Source organism: Tenacibaculum caenipelagi, assembly GCF_004363005.1.
Classification (GTDB): domain Bacteria; phylum Bacteroidota; class Bacteroidia; order Flavobacteriales; family Flavobacteriaceae; genus Polaribacter; species Polaribacter caenipelagi.
The window spans coordinates 79,376-95,280 of record NZ_SNYH01000007.1; the positions used below are offsets into that span (position 1 = coordinate 79,376).

Here is a 15,905-nt window from a genome sequence, read left to right on the forward strand (position 1 = left end):
TATTCGCGCCACAAATATTAATTATTCAATTTTAAACTATGAAAAAAATTATTTTATCAATTGCTATGTTAACATCAACGGTTTTAGCTTCTTGTTCTGACGATAATGAAAGTAATACAAATTGTAGAAAATGTGTTTTTGAAGGATTTGATCAAACACTTAACACGGAGTATTGCGATAATGGTGACGGAACAATCACTATGACTGTAGAAGGAGGACAAACAGTAACAGATGAAATTCCTAAAGGAAGCTCTTTTGAAGAGATTATGAAAGCTGTTGAAGCTAATGGATCTACTTGTGACAAATAAGTTTTAATGACCGTTAATAAAAAAAGCATCAAAATTTTCATTTTGATGCTTTTTCTTTATTTACATACGATTTTTTTAACTCAAAATAACTAGTCGTTTAATTTCAGTACTGCCATAAACGCTTGCTGAGGAATTTCTACATTTCCTACCTGACGCATACGCTTTTTACCTTTTTTCTGCTTTTCTAATAATTTACGCTTACGAGAAATATCACCTCCATAACATTTAGCCGTTACATCTTTACGCAATGCTTTTACTGTTTCACGAGCAATAATTTTTGCTCCAATAGCAGCTTGGATTGGAATATCAAATTGTTGACGAGGTATTAATTCTTTTAACTTCTCACAAATACGTTTACCTATTCCGTAGGCATTATCTGCGTGTAACAGCGCTGAAAGTGCATCAACAGTTTGTCCGTTTAACAACATATCTACACGTACCAACTTCGATTCTTTCATTCCTATCGGATGATAATCAAACGATGCGTATCCTTTAGAAACTGTTTTTAATCGGTCGTAAAAATCGAAAACAATTTCTGCCAATGGCATATCAAAAATTAACTCAACTCTCTCTGGAGTTAAATACGTTTGATTTACAATTTGTCCACGTTTTTCTATACAAAGCGACATTACTTGTCCTACAAAATCAGCTTTGGTAATAATTGATGCTTTTATAAAAGGCTCCTCTACTCTATCTAATCTTGATGGATCTGGTAAATCTGATGGATTATTTACAATAATAGCTTCATCTGGATTTTTCTTTGTATATGCATGGTAACTTACGTTTGGAACCGTAGTAATTACCGTCATGTTAAACTCACGCTCTAAACGCTCTTGAATGATTTCCATGTGTAACATTCCTAAGAATCCACAACGAAAACCAAAACCTAACGCTGCAGAACTTTCTGGTTGAAATACTAATGAAGCATCATTTAATTGTAATTTCTCCATCGAAGCTCGTAGTTCTTCATAATCTTCGGTATCTACAGGGTAAATACCTGCAAACACCATTGGTTTTACATCTTCAAAACCATCAATTATATCGGTTGTTGGATTTGCAAAATCAGTAATAGTATCACCTACCTTTACTTCTTTTGCCGCTTTAATCCCTGTAATTAAATAACCTACATCACCAGTTTTAATCTCGTTTTTTACAACTTGAGTTAACTTTAATGTTCCTACCTCATCGGCTCCATACTGTCTACCAGTAGCCATAAACTTTATTTGTTGATTCTTTTTGATAGAACCATCAATTACTCTAAAATAGGTTTCAATTCCACGATACGAATTGTAAACTGAATCAAAAATCAAGGCTTTTAATGGCGCATCAGGATTTCCGCTAGGAGCAGGGATTTTTTCAATAATTGCTTTTAAAATATTTTCAACCCCAAAACCTGTTTTTCCGCTTGCGTGAATTACATCTTCTGGCTCACAACCTAATAAATCAACAATATCATCTGTTACCTCCTCTGGATTTGCCGAAGGTAAATCTACTTTATTTAATACTGGAATAATTTCCAAATCATTTTCTAACGCCAAATACAGGTTAGAAATAGTTTGCGCCTGAATACTTTGTGCCGCATCTACAATTAATAATGCTCCTTCACATGCTGCAATAGAACGAGAAACTTCATAAGAAAAATCTACGTGACCTGGAGTATCGATTAAGTTTAGAATATAATTTTCTCCTTCATAAACATAATCCATTTGGATAGCATGCGATTTAATGGTAATACCTCGTTCACGCTCTAAATCCATATTATCTAACAACTGGTTTTGCTTTTCACGCTCGGTAACCGATCCTGTAAAATCTAACAATCTATCGGCAAGAGTACTCTTACCATGATCAATATGTGCAATAATGCAAAAATTTCTTATGTTCTTCATTCGTCGTATTCTAACTACTTGTAATTTGCAAAGATACTTTATTTGCAGGGTACTACAAACAAAATAAATAGCGAAAATTAAACATCTTCTTTAACTCATTTAACTAAGTACACCACCACATATACCTAATCCGATTATCAGGTACAAAACAGCTAGTATGTAAAATATTTTTGAGGCTGTTTTACTTTTTTTTCTGATAGCTGCGCCAATAACAGCTAATAATACGGGTGGACCAAACATAATTAAACCTATAATTACGAATAAACCTGAAAGGTCACCTACTTCTAAAAATATCATATCCTTTTTCTTATATTTCTTTTCTTAACTCTTCTAAATATTCTTTTTTATCATCTCTATAAAACAAATTCATTGTTTCAAAAGGAATAATTTTATCGTCTTTGTTTACTATATGTACGCATGATTTTTTTACCGCTCGTACATCAAAATTATAAGCATCAATAAACTGCATGATTATAACTCTAAATAAATTATCGTACCCTAACTCTGGTGCATCAATATTAGGCAGACAACACATTATTGATTTTAAATTTTCTTCTGCAACTTCAACAGAATTTCCTGTACTGAATAACTCTATCATTTTTCCATGCAATGCTTCATCTTGCTCATAAATAATGGTGTTTTTACTATTATCTAACAAATCATTGGGATTAATATATCTAGTTAACGGAAAAACTTCTTCTCCCAATTTAAGAGCATATCCCATTACCAAAGCATCAGGGTTACAAGGTACTGGAATTAAATCGTCAGCATTAAAAACGTCAGTTTGCTCCATTATTTTTCTTCTTACTTCAGTAAGCGTCATTCTATCAGTTTCAGGATTAAAATTTTCTAACCTTCCTGCTATTTGTGTTGGTTGAAAAGTAACTCCTCTCACACATTTTTGCTGCAAGGCATAATCGATAATTTTCCCTATTTCGTGATCATTTAATCCTTTTTGAAGAGTAACTACTAAAGTTGTTGATAGATTTAACTTATTCAAGTTATCAAGTGCTTGCCTGCGAATACTATTCAAATCTGCTCCTCTCAACTCTCTTAGCAAACTATCCTCAAAGGAATCAAACTGTAAGTAAACTTCAAAATCTGGCGTATATGTTTTCAATCGTTCTGCAAAAACAATGTCTTTAGCTATTTTAATTCCGTTAGTATTCAACATTAAATGACGGATAGGAAGTGATTTTGCATAGTCTAAAATTTCCCAAAATTGTGGATGTATCGTTGGCTCTCCTCCACTGATTTGTACCACATCAGGTTCTTTTTCATTTTTCACCACAGCATCCAACATTGCTTTTACTTCTTCTAATGTTCGATGACGCCCATAAGTGGGTGATGAGCCTGCATAACAAGTAGGACAAGTTAAGTTACACCTATCGGTAACCTCAACAACGGTTAAACACGAATGTTGTTCATGATCTGGACATAAACCACAATCATAAGGACATCCATAATCTGTTTTTGTGTTAAACGTATAGGGCATCTCACTAGGCTTGTTGTAGTTTCTGATATTTTTATAATATTCAATATCGTCTGCTATTAACACTTTTGAGTTCCCATGTTCTCTACAACGTTTAAGCATATAGACCTTCTCATCTTCAAAAACAATTTTAGCGTCTACTCTTTTTAAACATTCAGGGCACAAGCTCAATGTAAAATCATAGTAGTTATATTTTCTTTCTGGCATTTTTTATTTTTAGAATTATAAATTTCTTGTAATATACATAACAAACCATACATAGTATTTGAATAGTACTTAAACCAAGTATAAAGAAAGTATTTGGTTTTAAAAACTCTATAAAAAAACGAAAACCAAAATAAGCCAACATAAAAAACTTAAAAAGTTCTCCTGATTGTAAAACGTATTCCTTTTGTAGGTATCTTAAACTTATGAATAGCATTATTAAAAACACCAACTCATACAAAACTATTGGATGTCTTAAAACACCATCCCCTAAATCCATTCCTAAAAAGAACTTAGTTTCTACTCCGTAGGTAAACTCATTTATTCCTGAAAGAAAACATCCAATCCTTCCTATAAAAATCCCTACAATTATTGGAAGCACAAACAAATCACCAGATGACCTTGTTTCTCCAATTATTCTTTTTGCTAATTCAACACCTAACAAACCACCAAATAAACCTCCCATGATTGTTTTACTATTCAAAATTTGAATCATATTTTCTGCAGAAAAAGTAACTAAAGGGTTTTCTAATATCCCAACTAGTCGAGAACCAATTAAAGCTCCAGTCGCAGCTCCTAAAATAATTGACAACCTATTATTAGAAGAAATATAATCTTCTCTTTTCTTACGTAAGAAAACATAATAACGAAAGGCTAAAAAGAATGCTAAATATTCTAAAACAAGATGAATATTAACCGTATAACCAAATAAAACAGGTTCAAAAGGTAGTTCCAATAAAAAAGTTTGTGAGTTAAAAAGCGAAATATACGTAATTACTCAAAAAAGACAAGTTTGTGACAGGTAAACTCAAAAAACAACGACACACTAAAAACCTATAAAAAACTACATATCAAACATTTAAAAAATAATGATTATATTTATGCTAATGGATTAAGTTTAAGACTTTATTAAAAAATACAATTATGAAAAGTCTGTTTATAATTTTGTTATTTCTTTCTCAGAATATTTTTTGCCAAAAATATTACACTCGTACGGGGAATACTGAATTTAAAGCCTCTGTTGACGCTTTTGAACCAGTAGAAGCCGAAAACAAGAGTACCACAGTAATTTTAAATACTGAAAATGGTGAAATTGCTTCCCTTTTATTAATTAAAGCTTTTAGGTTTAGACTTGCTTTGATGCAAGAACACTTTAATGAAAACTATATGGACTCAGACGAGCACCCAAAAGCTACTTTTGCCGGAAAAATCCATGACTTCAATATGGACGAAATAGTTTCTGAAAAAGAATATAAAATCACTGGGATACTTAACATTAGGGGTATAAACAAAAAGATTACCACTTCAGCTAAGATTATAAAAACTGGAGATCAAATATTTTTAAAATCTAATTTTTCGGTAAAACCACAAGATTTTAACATTAAAATACCTAGCATTGTTAGGAATAAAATTGCTAAATCAGTTATTATAACCATAGACTATGAACTTTCTGAAAAAAAATAAAAAATGGTTAATTCCTAGCATTATTTTTCTGCTACTAGGAACTACTATCTTTTTTAACTACATCTATAAACCCCATAAAACTACAGAAGAATTAAACGCCGAATTTAACGGTGAAGCTTCATCTTTTTTGGCTTCATTAAAGCAAGACATAAAACCCTGGCTCAACAAAACAGTTATTTTAACAGGAAATGTTTCTTCTATAGATACCGAGGGGATTATCATAAATAAATCCATCTATTGTCAATTTAGAAAAGATGTTAATTTTAAATTATTAACCATTAACCAATCTATCACTATTAAGGGAGTGGTTATAGGCTATGATGATTTATTAGAAGAGTTAAAAGTTAACCAATGTATCATTAAAAAAACTACAAATGACTAAGCAAAAAACACTCATCTTATTATTTCTTTTATCAATAAACCATTCCTTTTCGCAAGATGATTTACTAAACGAACTAAAAAGCGAAACAAAAACAGATTCTAGCTACGAACTACCAGCATTTAAAGCTGTACAAATAGGCAATTTACAATCTACTAAAATAGCTGGGAAGGGAGATTTTTTCTTTATAGTAGCTCATAGATTTGCTCCTTTTTCTGACGGTATAGACAATTTTTTTGGTTTAGACGATGCTAATACTAAAATCCAATTTGTTTATAGCTTTTGGGATGGTGTTCAATTTAGTTTGAGTAGAGACTCCTATGAAAAAACCTATTCTGGTGCCGCAAAGTTTAGCATTAAGAAACAGAGCTCTACCTTTCCCATAAACATAGTTGCTTATGCTTCTTCCGACATTGAAACACAATCTAAAACTTCAGACTTCCCTACCTTAGAGTTTAAAGATAGAGTGAGTATAACTGCCCAAATTTTAGCTTCAAGAAGAATAAACAAAAACTTATCTTTATTAATAGCACCTACTTTTGTTCGTCAAAACAACCTTCAACAATATATACAAACTAATGACTCCAACCTCAATCGATTTATTGTCGGTATAGGTGGGCGAATGAAAATTAGTAAAAGGATGAGTATAAATGCTGATTATGGACTAAATCTTAATCGTCATGAAGATTCTATATATAAAGACCCATTTACGATAGGTTTTGACATAGAAACAGGCGGACATGTATTCCAATTAGTTTTTACCAATTCAAGAGCAAGCAATGACTCTGGTTTTTTAACAAGAACTAGAGGAGATTGGTTTAACGATGTAGCTTTTGGATTTAATATTGTTAGAGTTTTTTAATCTCACAAAAAATAAACCTAACTTTGCACCATAATTTAAGGTATGGTAAAAATAGGTAACATAGAACTTCCTGATTTTCCGCTATTATTAGCACCGATGGAAGATGTGAGTGATCCACCATTTAGAGCTTTATGTAAAGAGAATGGTGCAGATGTAGTGTATACTGAATTTATTTCTTCAGAAGGGTTGATTCGCGATGCAGCAAAAAGCGTAATGAAGCTAGATATATACGAAAAAGAACGCCCTGTGGGGATTCAAATTTTCGGTGCCAATTTAGACTCTATGCTAAAAACTGTAGAGATTGTTGAAAAATCAAATCCTGATATTATTGACATCAATTTTGGATGCCCTGTAAAGAAAGTAGTTTCTAAAGGTGCCGGAGCAGGAATCTTAAAAGACATTGATTTAATGGTTTCACTTACTGAAGCCATGGTAAAACATACAAAATTACCCGTTACTGTTAAAACTCGTTTAGGATGGGATCATGATTCGATTCGAATTATTGAAGTTGCCGAACGTTTGCAAGACGTAGGTTGTCAAGCAATTTCTATTCATGGTCGTACGCGTGCTCAAATGTATAAAGGTGAAGCTGATTGGTCACCTATCGCCGAAGTAAAAAACAATCCGAGAATGCATATTCCTGTTTTTGGAAATGGGGATGTTACTTCTCCTGAAAAAGCTATGGAAATGCGTGATGTTTACGGATTAGACGGCTGTATGATTGGTCGTGCATCTATCGGATATCCTTGGTTTTTTAACGAAGTAAAACACTACTTTAAAACAGGAGAACATTTACCAAATCCTACAATTTCTGAACGTGTTGATATGGCACGTCGTCATTTAGAAATGGCTATTGATTGGAAAGGAGAACATTTAGGAGTAGTTGAAACTAGAAGACACTATACTAACTATTTTAAGGGAATTCCTCACTTTAAAGAGCACCGGATGAAAATGGTTACTTCTGATGATCCTAAAGATGTTTTTGCTGCTTTTGACGAAGTACAAGCTAAATTTGGTGATGCTGTTATTCCTGAGATTGGATAATCTAAGAAAAAAATTATTTTTTTATAATCTATAATTACACTAACCTATAAATAAGTTAGTGAGCATGTGCTTTTTACCCTTCAATAAAGGCTTTAGATATTCTAGAACTTGCAATTTTAGCAGCTAAATATCCTAAAATTAAAATAGTACTTACTACCACTAATAAGTTTATCCATTTAAATTCTACAGGATATGCTAGGTTCTGTGTAATCATTAACAATCCATATTTCTGCTGAATAATTACCAGAACAACCCCTAAAACCAAACCTAATGCCATACCCACTAAGGTTAGTAGAAATCCTTGAAATATAAATATCTTTTTTATTTCGTCAATGGTGCTTCCTAAACTAAACAGGGTCTTTAAGTTTTCGCGCTTATCAATAATCATCATAATTATAGACCCAATGACATTAAACAAAGCTATAGCTACAATTAATGTAAAGATTAAATATGAAATAAAATTTTCAGTATTGATAACTTTATAATACAACGTATTTAACTGTGCCCTAGTTTGCACTTTAAAATCATTTCCTAAAACCTCTTGTAAGCTTTCTTGAAAAGCGTCTAAGTCTACCCCTTCTTTCAGTTTAAGCTCTATCCCTGACACTTGATTTTCTTTGTAACCCAATAATTCTTGTGCTAAAGAAATTGGAACGAATACATATTTATTTTGAAACTCTTCAGAACCTGTATATACTCCAGCTATTTGAGTAGACACAGAACGAAAAGCATTATTTGCGTTAATAAAACCTTTACCTGCCTTTGGCACTAAGATCTGTAACGGTTCACCAAAATTTAAAATTCCTAATGATAATTTATATGATATTCCATACCCTATTACCGCTATATTTTTAAACTTTGGATCTAACCAGGTACCTACGGTTAAAATTGAATCTGCAGGAATAATCTGTGAATAACTAGGATCAACTCCTTTTACTTGAGCTATATGATCTTTGTTTTTATATTTTAAGAAAACTCTTTCTTCTACAATTTTAGAAAAGACTTTAACCCCATCCTCCCTTTGTAAAACATCATGAATTTTTGTTGAAAATTCAAAAGATTTCCCTTGAGTTGCTGTAATTTTTATATCAGGATCTGAAGCATTTAATAACGAATCACTAAAAGTTCGTAATCCTGAAAATCCAGATAAAATTACAAACATAGCCAAAGTACCAACTACAACACCAAAAACAGCAATTGCTGTTATAATATTAATTGCATTAGTACTTGTTTTTGAAAACAAGTATCTTTTAGCTATGTATAGTGAAAAGTTCAAGCATTAATAAATTTAGCTAGCCAAAGTAAAGAAAATTTATTAACGTTTTTGACGGCGAGGTAAGATATCTGGGTTTTTAATTGGATCAACATCCTTCCCTTTTAAAGATTTATCTATTTCCTCTATGTAATCTAAGCTATCATCACCAAAGAACAATAATTCTGGCATTCTTCTTAGCTGATGCTTTGTTCGTTGAGCTAACTCATGACGAATTAAAGGAGTATTCGATTTTACGCCTTCTATTATTTCATCTCTTTTTTCTGAAGGAAAGACACTTAGGTACACTTTAGCAACTCCTAAATCGGCAGTAACCGAAACTTTAGATACCGATATAATCACCCCCTTCATTCCATCTTGTGCAGCACGTTGTAAAACGTCTACCAAGTCTTGTTGCAACACTCCTGCAATTTTACGTTGTCTATTTGTTTCTTCCATGTTGCAAATTTAAGCATAAAATTACGGAGTGTAAATTTTATTTTTAATTGCATACATAACTAGCCCCACTCTATTTCTAACATTTAATTTTGTAAATAGACTATCTCTGTATCCATCTATAGTTTTGGGACTTAGAAACATTTTGTCGGCAATTTCTTTGTAGGTCAACTCTGAACATGCCAACTTCATAAAAGTAAGTTCGTTTTCTTTAAATGATAAATTGTTTTTTGTATGTTTTCCTGAAACTGAATCTAATAAAATAGTAGTAACATTTTTTGTGTGATAAAAACCATTATCCATCATTTCCAGTAATGCTTTTTCTAACACATCTTTTTCTGTATCTTTTAGTAAATATCCAACAGCACCTGCTTTTAGCATCTTTAATATTGTACCATCTGCATCTTCTACAGATAAGGCCATAACATGCACATGAGGATAGTTATTCACAATCCATTCAGTAGTTTCAATACCATTCATCACAGGCATATTTACATCTACCAAAACTAAATCAGGTACATTCTTTGGTGAAGCTGAAAACTTCTCAGCTACTTCCTTTCCGTTTTTGCACGTGTAAAGCACTTTAAACTTATCAAAGGTATTTACCATTCCTTCAATAGCCTGTGATAACAACGTATGATCATCTACAACAACAACTGAGTATTTCATAATTTCATAAGTTAGATTAATTTTTTAGTTGTTGGGGAAATACACTAAGGCTCCTTAAATATAATAATTTATTATTAAACTTGTGCCTTTTTGAGGTTCTGATATAAATTTTGCCTCTGCATTAATCAATTTTGCCCTAGCCTTAATGTTCTGTAAACCAATACCTTTCAACCTGACCCTATCCATTTCAAACCCAACACCATCATCTTTTGCTTCTATTTGAATAGAATCTTCAGCATAGTTTAAAGAAACCATAAGTTTAGACCCTTTTGAATGTTTAATCGTATTGGAAAAAAATTCCTGCAAAATCCTAAAAATAACTATTCCGTGCTTCTGATTTATTTCTTGTTCCTCTCCTGTAACCACTAAGCTCGCATCTATATAATTTAACCTATTAAATCGCTCAATTTCTAGTTTTAAAGCTTCTTTTAACTTTACATTGTTAATAAAATCTGGATTAATTACTTTTGATAACGCTCTTACTTCCGTTAGGCTTTTAGCTATGATTTCAGATATTTCTCCAATACTTTCAGATGAAGAATGCTGTAACTGTATTTTAGCCAAAGTTAAGAGCTGCCCAATATTATCGTGCAACTCCCAACTAATATTTCTTAAAGTTTCTTCTCGTATTTCTATTTGTGCTTCGGCAATTTCTCGCTCATATCGTTTTTTATTTTCAGCACGTTCAAATAACAGCTTATTTTTTCTACGCTGAAAAACAGTAAATAAAATCACCAAAAAAACAATAATGACAACAATTACGATTGTGGTAACAATTAATATTCTACCTTCCTGTTGCTCCATAATAACCCAAAAGATATAATAACATTCATCAAAACAATTAAAGAGTATAAAATAGGAAATAAATCTTTATTTTTCATATAGCTCCAAAAGCTAAAAAACGGAATGGCTGGCAAATGAAAAACAAGAAAACCAACCGAAACCCAAAAAGGTAATAGCTCTTTATAATTTATTATCTCATTTGACAATAATAATTCTCTTAAATATAGAAAAACTAACACTCCTGTATTAAAAGATCCGATTATAATTGTATAATGCGTATAACTTTTATAAAAAAATGTTAATACCCAAAGAAGGATTAGTAAGAAAAGTAATCCATATGAAATCTTCAAATATTTTTTTTCTTTCAATAAATTCTCGTACAAAAAGAAAATTGCTATATATTCAAAAGCATTATAAAAATGATAAACCCAAAAATTTGGCTGTCTTATCTTACTTAAATAGGCTCCTGTAAGTTCAACAAAAAAAGTCACCACCAAAAACAAAGTTAACAACTTTAAGAAAGGAGATTTCCTTTTAATTAGAAAAAAACAACTTAATAGCGCTACTATTAATTGTGAATATAAAGGAGCCTTGAACAAATCCATCTTGTTAATTTGCGTATGGTGGTTCTAAATTTGCCTGATTACCTGCCCCACTCAATGATTCATCATTAAGAGGTGAAGCATACATAAACCCTGCTTTATTTTCTTTCAATACTCTTATATTGTAGTTATAATCATCTCTTTTTCCTTTTTCAAACTCTTCTTTAGTATTATATATCCATTTATATCCATGCTTTGCTAGCATTTCTTTAAATGTTACTAATTTTCCTTGTTTAGCTGATTGCACAGGGTCGAAAGCAATCTGTTTATCATTTATGGTCGTTGTAGGGATATAAATTAAACTACTATAACTTTTTCCTGTATTGTTATGATTTTCTTTAGCGGTAGATATAAAACTAATACCAGTTATTTCAATATTAGCTTTTTTACTCATATTTTCCACATGCGCTAAGTACTTTTTAAATTGCGCAAAGTCAAATGTATTTGCACGAGTATCTTCATAACCTAAAGTCTTTTCTATTGGAGCAATTCTTGTTCTGTCATAATTCGACAACATTTCAACTATTTCCTTATAGTTAAGCATTTCTTTTGTTCTTCCTTCATCTGAATAACAAAATGTCCCTTCAGGGACTTGAGATCGCCAATCATCGCAATCACATTTACTGTCAGTTTTTTCACATGACACAGCAAAACTCACTGCTAGAGTTAAAAATAATAATTGAAGTAGGTTAGTTTTTTTCATAATAAATTGATTTTTTGATTTCCTAAATATAACCGCTTATTTTTTAATAAAAAAAGTACTTTCGTCAAGAAACCCTTTAAAAACCCAACTACCAACCACTTAAAACGAAGATGTAAATTCACAAACAGGAAAAACCCCTTGCCTCTACAAATGTTTTAACTCTTGTTTTTTCATGGCATATACTCTTGTTTTTTATAATACTTTTAAGAAGAGTTTTTCATACTTTTACCCTATGAACAAAATTGAACACATTGGTATAGCTGTTAAAGATTTAGAAAAATCGAATGCTTTATTCGCTTCTCTTTTTGGTGAAGCTCATTATAAAATTGAAGAAGTTGCTAGTGAAGGAGTAAAAACATCGTTTTTTAAATCGGGTCCTAATAAAATTGAGTTATTAGAAGCTTCAAACCCTAATAGTCCTATTGCTAAATTTATAGAAAAAAAAGGAGAAGGAATTCATCATATTGCTTTTGCTGTTGATAACATAAAAGAAGAAATTAAGCGTTTACAAAACGAAGGTTTTATAGTTTTAAATGAAACTCCTAAAAAAGGAGCCGACAACAAACTGGTGGCTTTCTTACATCCTAAAACGACTAATGGTGTATTAATTGAGTTATGCCAAGAGATAGAAGAATAGGATAAACTTTAAAGATTATATATTTGTATCTTGCAACGCCTTAAAACTAGTATTTAATAATGACAACCTCTTTTGATTCTTTTCAAAAACGCCGATTACAATCTTCCTATATATCCGTTGTGGTTAGTATTGCTTTAGTCCTTTTTATGATAGGTGTTTTAGGATTGGTTTTATTAAAATCGACCAAAGTTGCCAATCATTTTAAAGAAAAAGTGGTTATGACACTTTTCCTAAAAGATGAAGTAACTGATGAAAATGTTAAAAGCCTCAAAGAATCTATCAAAAAAGAAAACTTTGTAAACAAGGTTGTTTACATTCCTAAAGAAGAGGCTGCAAAAGAGTACAAAAAAGATTTAGGCGAAGACTTTTTACAGTTTTTGGGAGACAATCCTCTTAAAAATGGAATTGACATCTATTTAAAAGCAGATTATGTTACTCCTGAAAAAATGACGGAACTTGAAGCGTCTTTTGGAAAAAATCAATTTGTAGCTGAAGTAAATTACGATAAACCTTTGGTTCAATTATTAACCAAAAATATTCAACGTATTAGTTTTTGGTTGTTAGTGCTAAGCGGATTTTTCGGGTTAGTAGCTATTATTTTAATAAACAGTTCTATCCGATTATCAATCTACTCTAAACGTTTTAATATAAAAACCATGCAAATGGTGGGTGCTACCAAAAGTTTTATTCGTAAACCTTTTATTTGGCAAAGCATACGATTAGGAATGCTAGGTGCTTTTATAGCAATTAGCGGATTAGCTATTTTAATCTATTATGTTGACGAGTACATTCCAACTTTAGAATTACTTACAGATTACACAGCTTTAGGATATGTTGCAGGTGGTATTATACTAGTTGCCTTTTTTATTACATGGGTTAGTACTTTCTTTGCCACACAACGTTTTTTAAACCTACAAACAAACGATTTATACTACTAGTATTAAGAATATTATGAAAAAAGACAATTTACCAAAACAAGAGTTTCTATTCGGTAAACGAAATTATATCATTATGTTAATTGGTATTGCTGTTATTGCCTTAGGTTTTATTTTAATGGCAGGTGGCGGTAGTGACGACCCAAATGTTTTCAATCCTGAAATTTATGGGTGGCGCAGAATTCGTTTAGCTCCTACCTTAGTTATTATTGGTTTTGGTATTGAGATTTATGCTATTTTTGCCAATCCTAAAAAATAAGCATGGATTTATTAGAAGCAATCATCCTTGGAATTATTCAAGGACTTACCGAGTTTTTACCTGTATCATCTAGTGGACATTTAGAATTAGCTAAAGCATTGTTTGGAGACACCTCTGTACCTCAAGAAAGCTTAACTTTTACCGTTGTTCTACATGCGGCAACAGCCTTGAGTACAATTGTTGTTTTCAGAAAAGAAATTACTGAAATTTTTAAAGGGCTCTTTCAATTTAAATGGAATGAAGAAATGCAATTTTCTGTAAAAATTATTCTTTCTATGATTCCTGCTGTGATAATTGGTTTAGCCTTTGAAAAGGAATTGGAAAGCTTTTTTGGAGGAAAAATTTTATTAGTAGGTTTTATGCTTTTAGTAACTGCTGTGTTGCTTTTATTAGCTGATAAAGCTAAGAACACTAACAAAAGTGTTTCTTTTAAAAGCTCAGTAATTATAGGAATCTCTCAAGCAATTGCCATGTTACCTGGAATTTCACGTTCGGGAGCTACTATTTCAACATCTGTGTTATTAGGTGTAGACCGAACTAAAGCGGCTCGCTTTTCTTTTTTAATGGTGGTACCGTTAATTTTAGGAAAAGTAGCTAAAGATATTTTAAGTGGAGATATTAATTTTCATAGTTCAGAAATTGTACCACTTTCAGCAGGGTTCATTGCTGCTTTTATTTCTGGTTTACTAGCGTGTACTTGGATGATAGCTTTAGTTAAGAAGAGTAAATTATCGTATTTTTCTTTATACTGTGCTATTGTAGGTTTAATTGCCATTGGCTATTCTTTATTTTTCTAAATGACTGCGGAAGATTACAAAAACGGACAAATTTTATTGATTGACAAACCTCTAGAATGGACTTCTTTTCAAGTGGTAAACAAGCTTCGTTGGCACATTCGCAAACGTTTTGACATAAAAAAAATTAAAGTCGGACATGCTGGAACCTTAGATCCGTTAGCGACTGGTTTATTAATTATTTGTACTGGTAAACAAACCAAAAACATTGACGAATATCAAGGGCAAATAAAAGAATACACAGGTACTTTTGTTATTGGTGCTACTACGCCTAGCTACGATTTAGAAACCGAGATTAATGAGACGTTTCCTATAGAACATATAACAGAAGAATTACTCCATAAAACTACTGAGCAGTTTGTTGGTAAAATTCAGCAAAAACCACCTATTTTTTCTGCAATTAAAAAAGATGGGAAGCGTTTATATGAATTAGCCCGCAAAGGTGAAACTACTGAAATTAAAGCTCGTGAAGTAGAAATTAACGAGTTTGAGATCACTAAAATTGATTTACCTAATGTTGAGTTTAGAATCGTATGTAGTAAAGGAACTTATATTCGCTCTATTGCTAACGATTACGGAGAAGCTTTAAATTCTGGAGCACATTTATCTGTTCTTAGAAGAACTAAAATTGGAGATTTTTCTGTAGATAATGCGTTAAGTGTTGATGAATTTATAGAGAACTTATAAGAATCTACTATACCAGCTTTCTGTAATAGGTACTTCCCAGTAATTTTCTAATTCTATTTTAGTTTGTACCAAATTATCAAAAACTATTGTTTTAGCTGATACAGACTTCTTTTTAAGCAACTTTTTAAATTCTTTAACGTCTTTGTACTGAATAAATTCTCCTTGCTTAAAACACACATTCATCTTATCTAACAACTCTACTTCGTATTCTTGTTGTAGTTGTAAAATAAATGCTACTTGTTTATCAATATCTGCATTCGTTAATACTGAACCTTCTTCAACAGAAAAAATAATGAAACGATCGTATTTCAGTTCAAAAGAAGCTTTGAAATCAGCATCTTCAGACTTCCACCCGTCTACAAAACCTTGTAACTTTTCTTTTAGCCCGTCAATTTCTTGTGTATAAAATTTTCTACTTGATGGATATACCCAAACTTTTGCCTCTTCTGATAAACTACTGAATTCTACAAACATATTTATTCATTATGG

General features: G+C 31.6%; 20 protein-coding genes. 10 read left to right on the forward strand and 10 right to left on the reverse strand.

The genetic code is table 11. The features are described from left to right. Window positions 1-38: 38 nt before the first annotated feature. Complete coding sequence (locus DFQ07_RS14555) at window positions 39-308, forward strand: hypothetical protein (RefSeq protein ID WP_133537984.1); 270 nt, start codon at window positions 39-41, stop codon at window positions 306-308. An 89-nt stretch (window positions 309-397) separates the two neighbouring features. Here DFQ07_RS14555 and lepA read toward each other — a convergent pair whose 3' ends face one another. The 4 genes from lepA to DFQ07_RS14575 all read right to left on the reverse strand — a co-directional run bounded on the left by lepA (window position 398) and on the right by DFQ07_RS14575 (window position 4,626). Then, a complete protein-coding gene (gene lepA / locus DFQ07_RS14560; protein WP_133537985.1) occupies window positions 398-2,194 on the reverse strand; it encodes a translation elongation factor 4 in 1,797 nt (598 codons plus the stop codon). Between the two features lie 99 nt (window positions 2,195-2,293). After that, window positions 2,294-2,491, reverse strand: a complete 198-nt coding sequence (locus DFQ07_RS14565; RefSeq protein WP_133537986.1) for a hypothetical protein — start codon at window positions 2,489-2,491, stop codon at window positions 2,294-2,296. Between the two features lie 10 nt (window positions 2,492-2,501). Next, entirely contained in the window at window positions 2,502-3,893 is a 1,392-nt protein-coding gene (locus DFQ07_RS14570; RefSeq protein ID WP_133537987.1) for a radical SAM protein, read from the reverse strand. Then, window positions 3,874-4,626 (reverse strand): prolipoprotein diacylglyceryl transferase, encoded by a 753-nt coding sequence (locus DFQ07_RS14575; protein WP_133537988.1) that lies wholly within the window; start codon window positions 4,624-4,626, stop codon window positions 3,874-3,876. Before DFQ07_RS14575 ends, DFQ07_RS14570 begins: the two co-directional genes overlap by 20 nt. Before the next feature lie 188 nt (window positions 4,627-4,814). Here DFQ07_RS14575 and DFQ07_RS14580 point away from each other — a divergent pair, with 188 nt between their 5' ends. The 4 genes from DFQ07_RS14580 to dusB are packed head-to-tail and all read left to right on the forward strand — an operon-like array spanning window position 4,815 to window position 7,639. Then, window positions 4,815-5,354 carry a YceI family protein gene (locus tag DFQ07_RS14580; RefSeq protein ID WP_133537989.1) on the forward strand — a complete coding sequence of 180 codons (540 nt, stop codon included), beginning with the start codon at window positions 4,815-4,817 and terminating at the stop codon, window positions 5,352-5,354. Further along, entirely contained in the window at window positions 5,332-5,736 is a 405-nt protein-coding gene (locus tag DFQ07_RS14585) for a hypothetical protein (RefSeq protein WP_133537990.1), read from the forward strand. Before DFQ07_RS14580 ends, DFQ07_RS14585 begins: the two co-directional genes overlap by 23 nt. Further along, window positions 5,729-6,595, forward strand: coding sequence for a DUF5777 family beta-barrel protein (locus tag DFQ07_RS14590; protein WP_133537991.1), 867 nt, complete (start codon window positions 5,729-5,731; stop codon window positions 6,593-6,595). Before DFQ07_RS14585 ends, DFQ07_RS14590 begins: the two co-directional genes overlap by 8 nt. Before the next feature lie 42 nt (window positions 6,596-6,637). Next, window positions 6,638-7,639, forward strand: a complete 1,002-nt coding sequence (gene dusB, locus DFQ07_RS14595; protein WP_133537992.1) for a tRNA dihydrouridine synthase DusB — start codon at window positions 6,638-6,640, stop codon at window positions 7,637-7,639. 73 nt (window positions 7,640-7,712) lie between these two features. On the opposite strand, the gene DFQ07_RS14600 is transcribed toward dusB, so the two are convergent. The 5 genes from DFQ07_RS14600 to DFQ07_RS14620 form a co-directional block, all read right to left on the reverse strand. Beyond that, on the reverse strand, window positions 7,713-8,915 hold the full coding sequence (locus DFQ07_RS14600) for an ABC transporter permease (protein WP_133537993.1): 1,203 nt from the start codon (window positions 8,913-8,915) through the stop codon (window positions 7,713-7,715). A 39-nt stretch (window positions 8,916-8,954) separates the two neighbouring features. Beyond that, complete coding sequence (gene rbfA, locus DFQ07_RS14605) at window positions 8,955-9,350, reverse strand: 30S ribosome-binding factor RbfA (RefSeq protein WP_133537994.1); 396 nt, start codon at window positions 9,348-9,350, stop codon at window positions 8,955-8,957. A 21-nt stretch (window positions 9,351-9,371) separates the two neighbouring features. After that, entirely contained in the window at window positions 9,372-10,016 is a 645-nt protein-coding gene (locus tag DFQ07_RS14610) for a response regulator transcription factor (RefSeq protein WP_317126701.1), read from the reverse strand. 54 nt (window positions 10,017-10,070) lie between these two features. Continuing rightward, on the reverse strand, window positions 10,071-10,820 hold the full coding sequence (locus DFQ07_RS14615; protein WP_133537996.1) for a sensor histidine kinase: 750 nt from the start codon (window positions 10,818-10,820) through the stop codon (window positions 10,071-10,073). A 588-nt stretch (window positions 10,821-11,408) separates the two neighbouring features. Next, window positions 11,409-12,104 carry a hypothetical protein gene (locus tag DFQ07_RS14620; RefSeq protein WP_133537997.1) on the reverse strand — a complete coding sequence of 232 codons (696 nt, stop codon included), beginning with the start codon at window positions 12,102-12,104 and terminating at the stop codon, window positions 11,409-11,411. A 232-nt stretch (window positions 12,105-12,336) separates the two neighbouring features. Between DFQ07_RS14620 and mce the strand changes: the two genes are divergently transcribed. Genes mce through truB form a run of 5 tightly spaced genes read left to right on the forward strand, consistent with a single transcriptional unit; the run spans window position 12,337 to window position 15,416 of the window. After that, window positions 12,337-12,741: a methylmalonyl-CoA epimerase gene (gene mce / locus DFQ07_RS14625; RefSeq protein ID WP_133537998.1), complete on the forward strand. Its 405-nt coding sequence runs from the start codon at window positions 12,337-12,339 to the stop codon at window positions 12,739-12,741. Window positions 12,742-12,800: 59 nt separating this feature from the next. Next, window positions 12,801-13,679 (forward strand): cell division protein FtsX, encoded by an 879-nt coding sequence (locus DFQ07_RS14630; protein ID WP_133537999.1) that lies wholly within the window; start codon window positions 12,801-12,803, stop codon window positions 13,677-13,679. Window positions 13,680-13,692: 13 nt separating this feature from the next. Beyond that, complete coding sequence (locus tag DFQ07_RS14635) at window positions 13,693-13,935, forward strand: DUF3098 domain-containing protein (RefSeq protein ID WP_133538000.1); 243 nt, start codon at window positions 13,693-13,695, stop codon at window positions 13,933-13,935. A 2-nt stretch (window positions 13,936-13,937) separates the two neighbouring features. Further along, the gene (locus tag DFQ07_RS14640) at window positions 13,938-14,732 is read left to right on the forward strand and encodes an undecaprenyl-diphosphate phosphatase (RefSeq protein ID WP_133538001.1); all 795 of its coding nucleotides are present in this window, start codon (window positions 13,938-13,940) and stop codon (window positions 14,730-14,732) included. After that, window positions 14,733-15,416: a tRNA pseudouridine(55) synthase TruB gene (gene truB, locus DFQ07_RS14645; protein WP_133538002.1), complete on the forward strand. Its 684-nt coding sequence runs from the start codon at window positions 14,733-14,735 to the stop codon at window positions 15,414-15,416. Here truB and DFQ07_RS14650 read toward each other — a convergent pair. Further along, window positions 15,411-15,890 carry an ABC transporter ATPase gene (locus DFQ07_RS14650; RefSeq protein ID WP_133538003.1) on the reverse strand — a complete coding sequence of 160 codons (480 nt, stop codon included), beginning with the start codon at window positions 15,888-15,890 and terminating at the stop codon, window positions 15,411-15,413. The two genes, truB and DFQ07_RS14650, sit on opposite strands and share 6 nt — an antisense overlap. Window positions 15,891-15,905 lie beyond the last annotated feature (15 nt).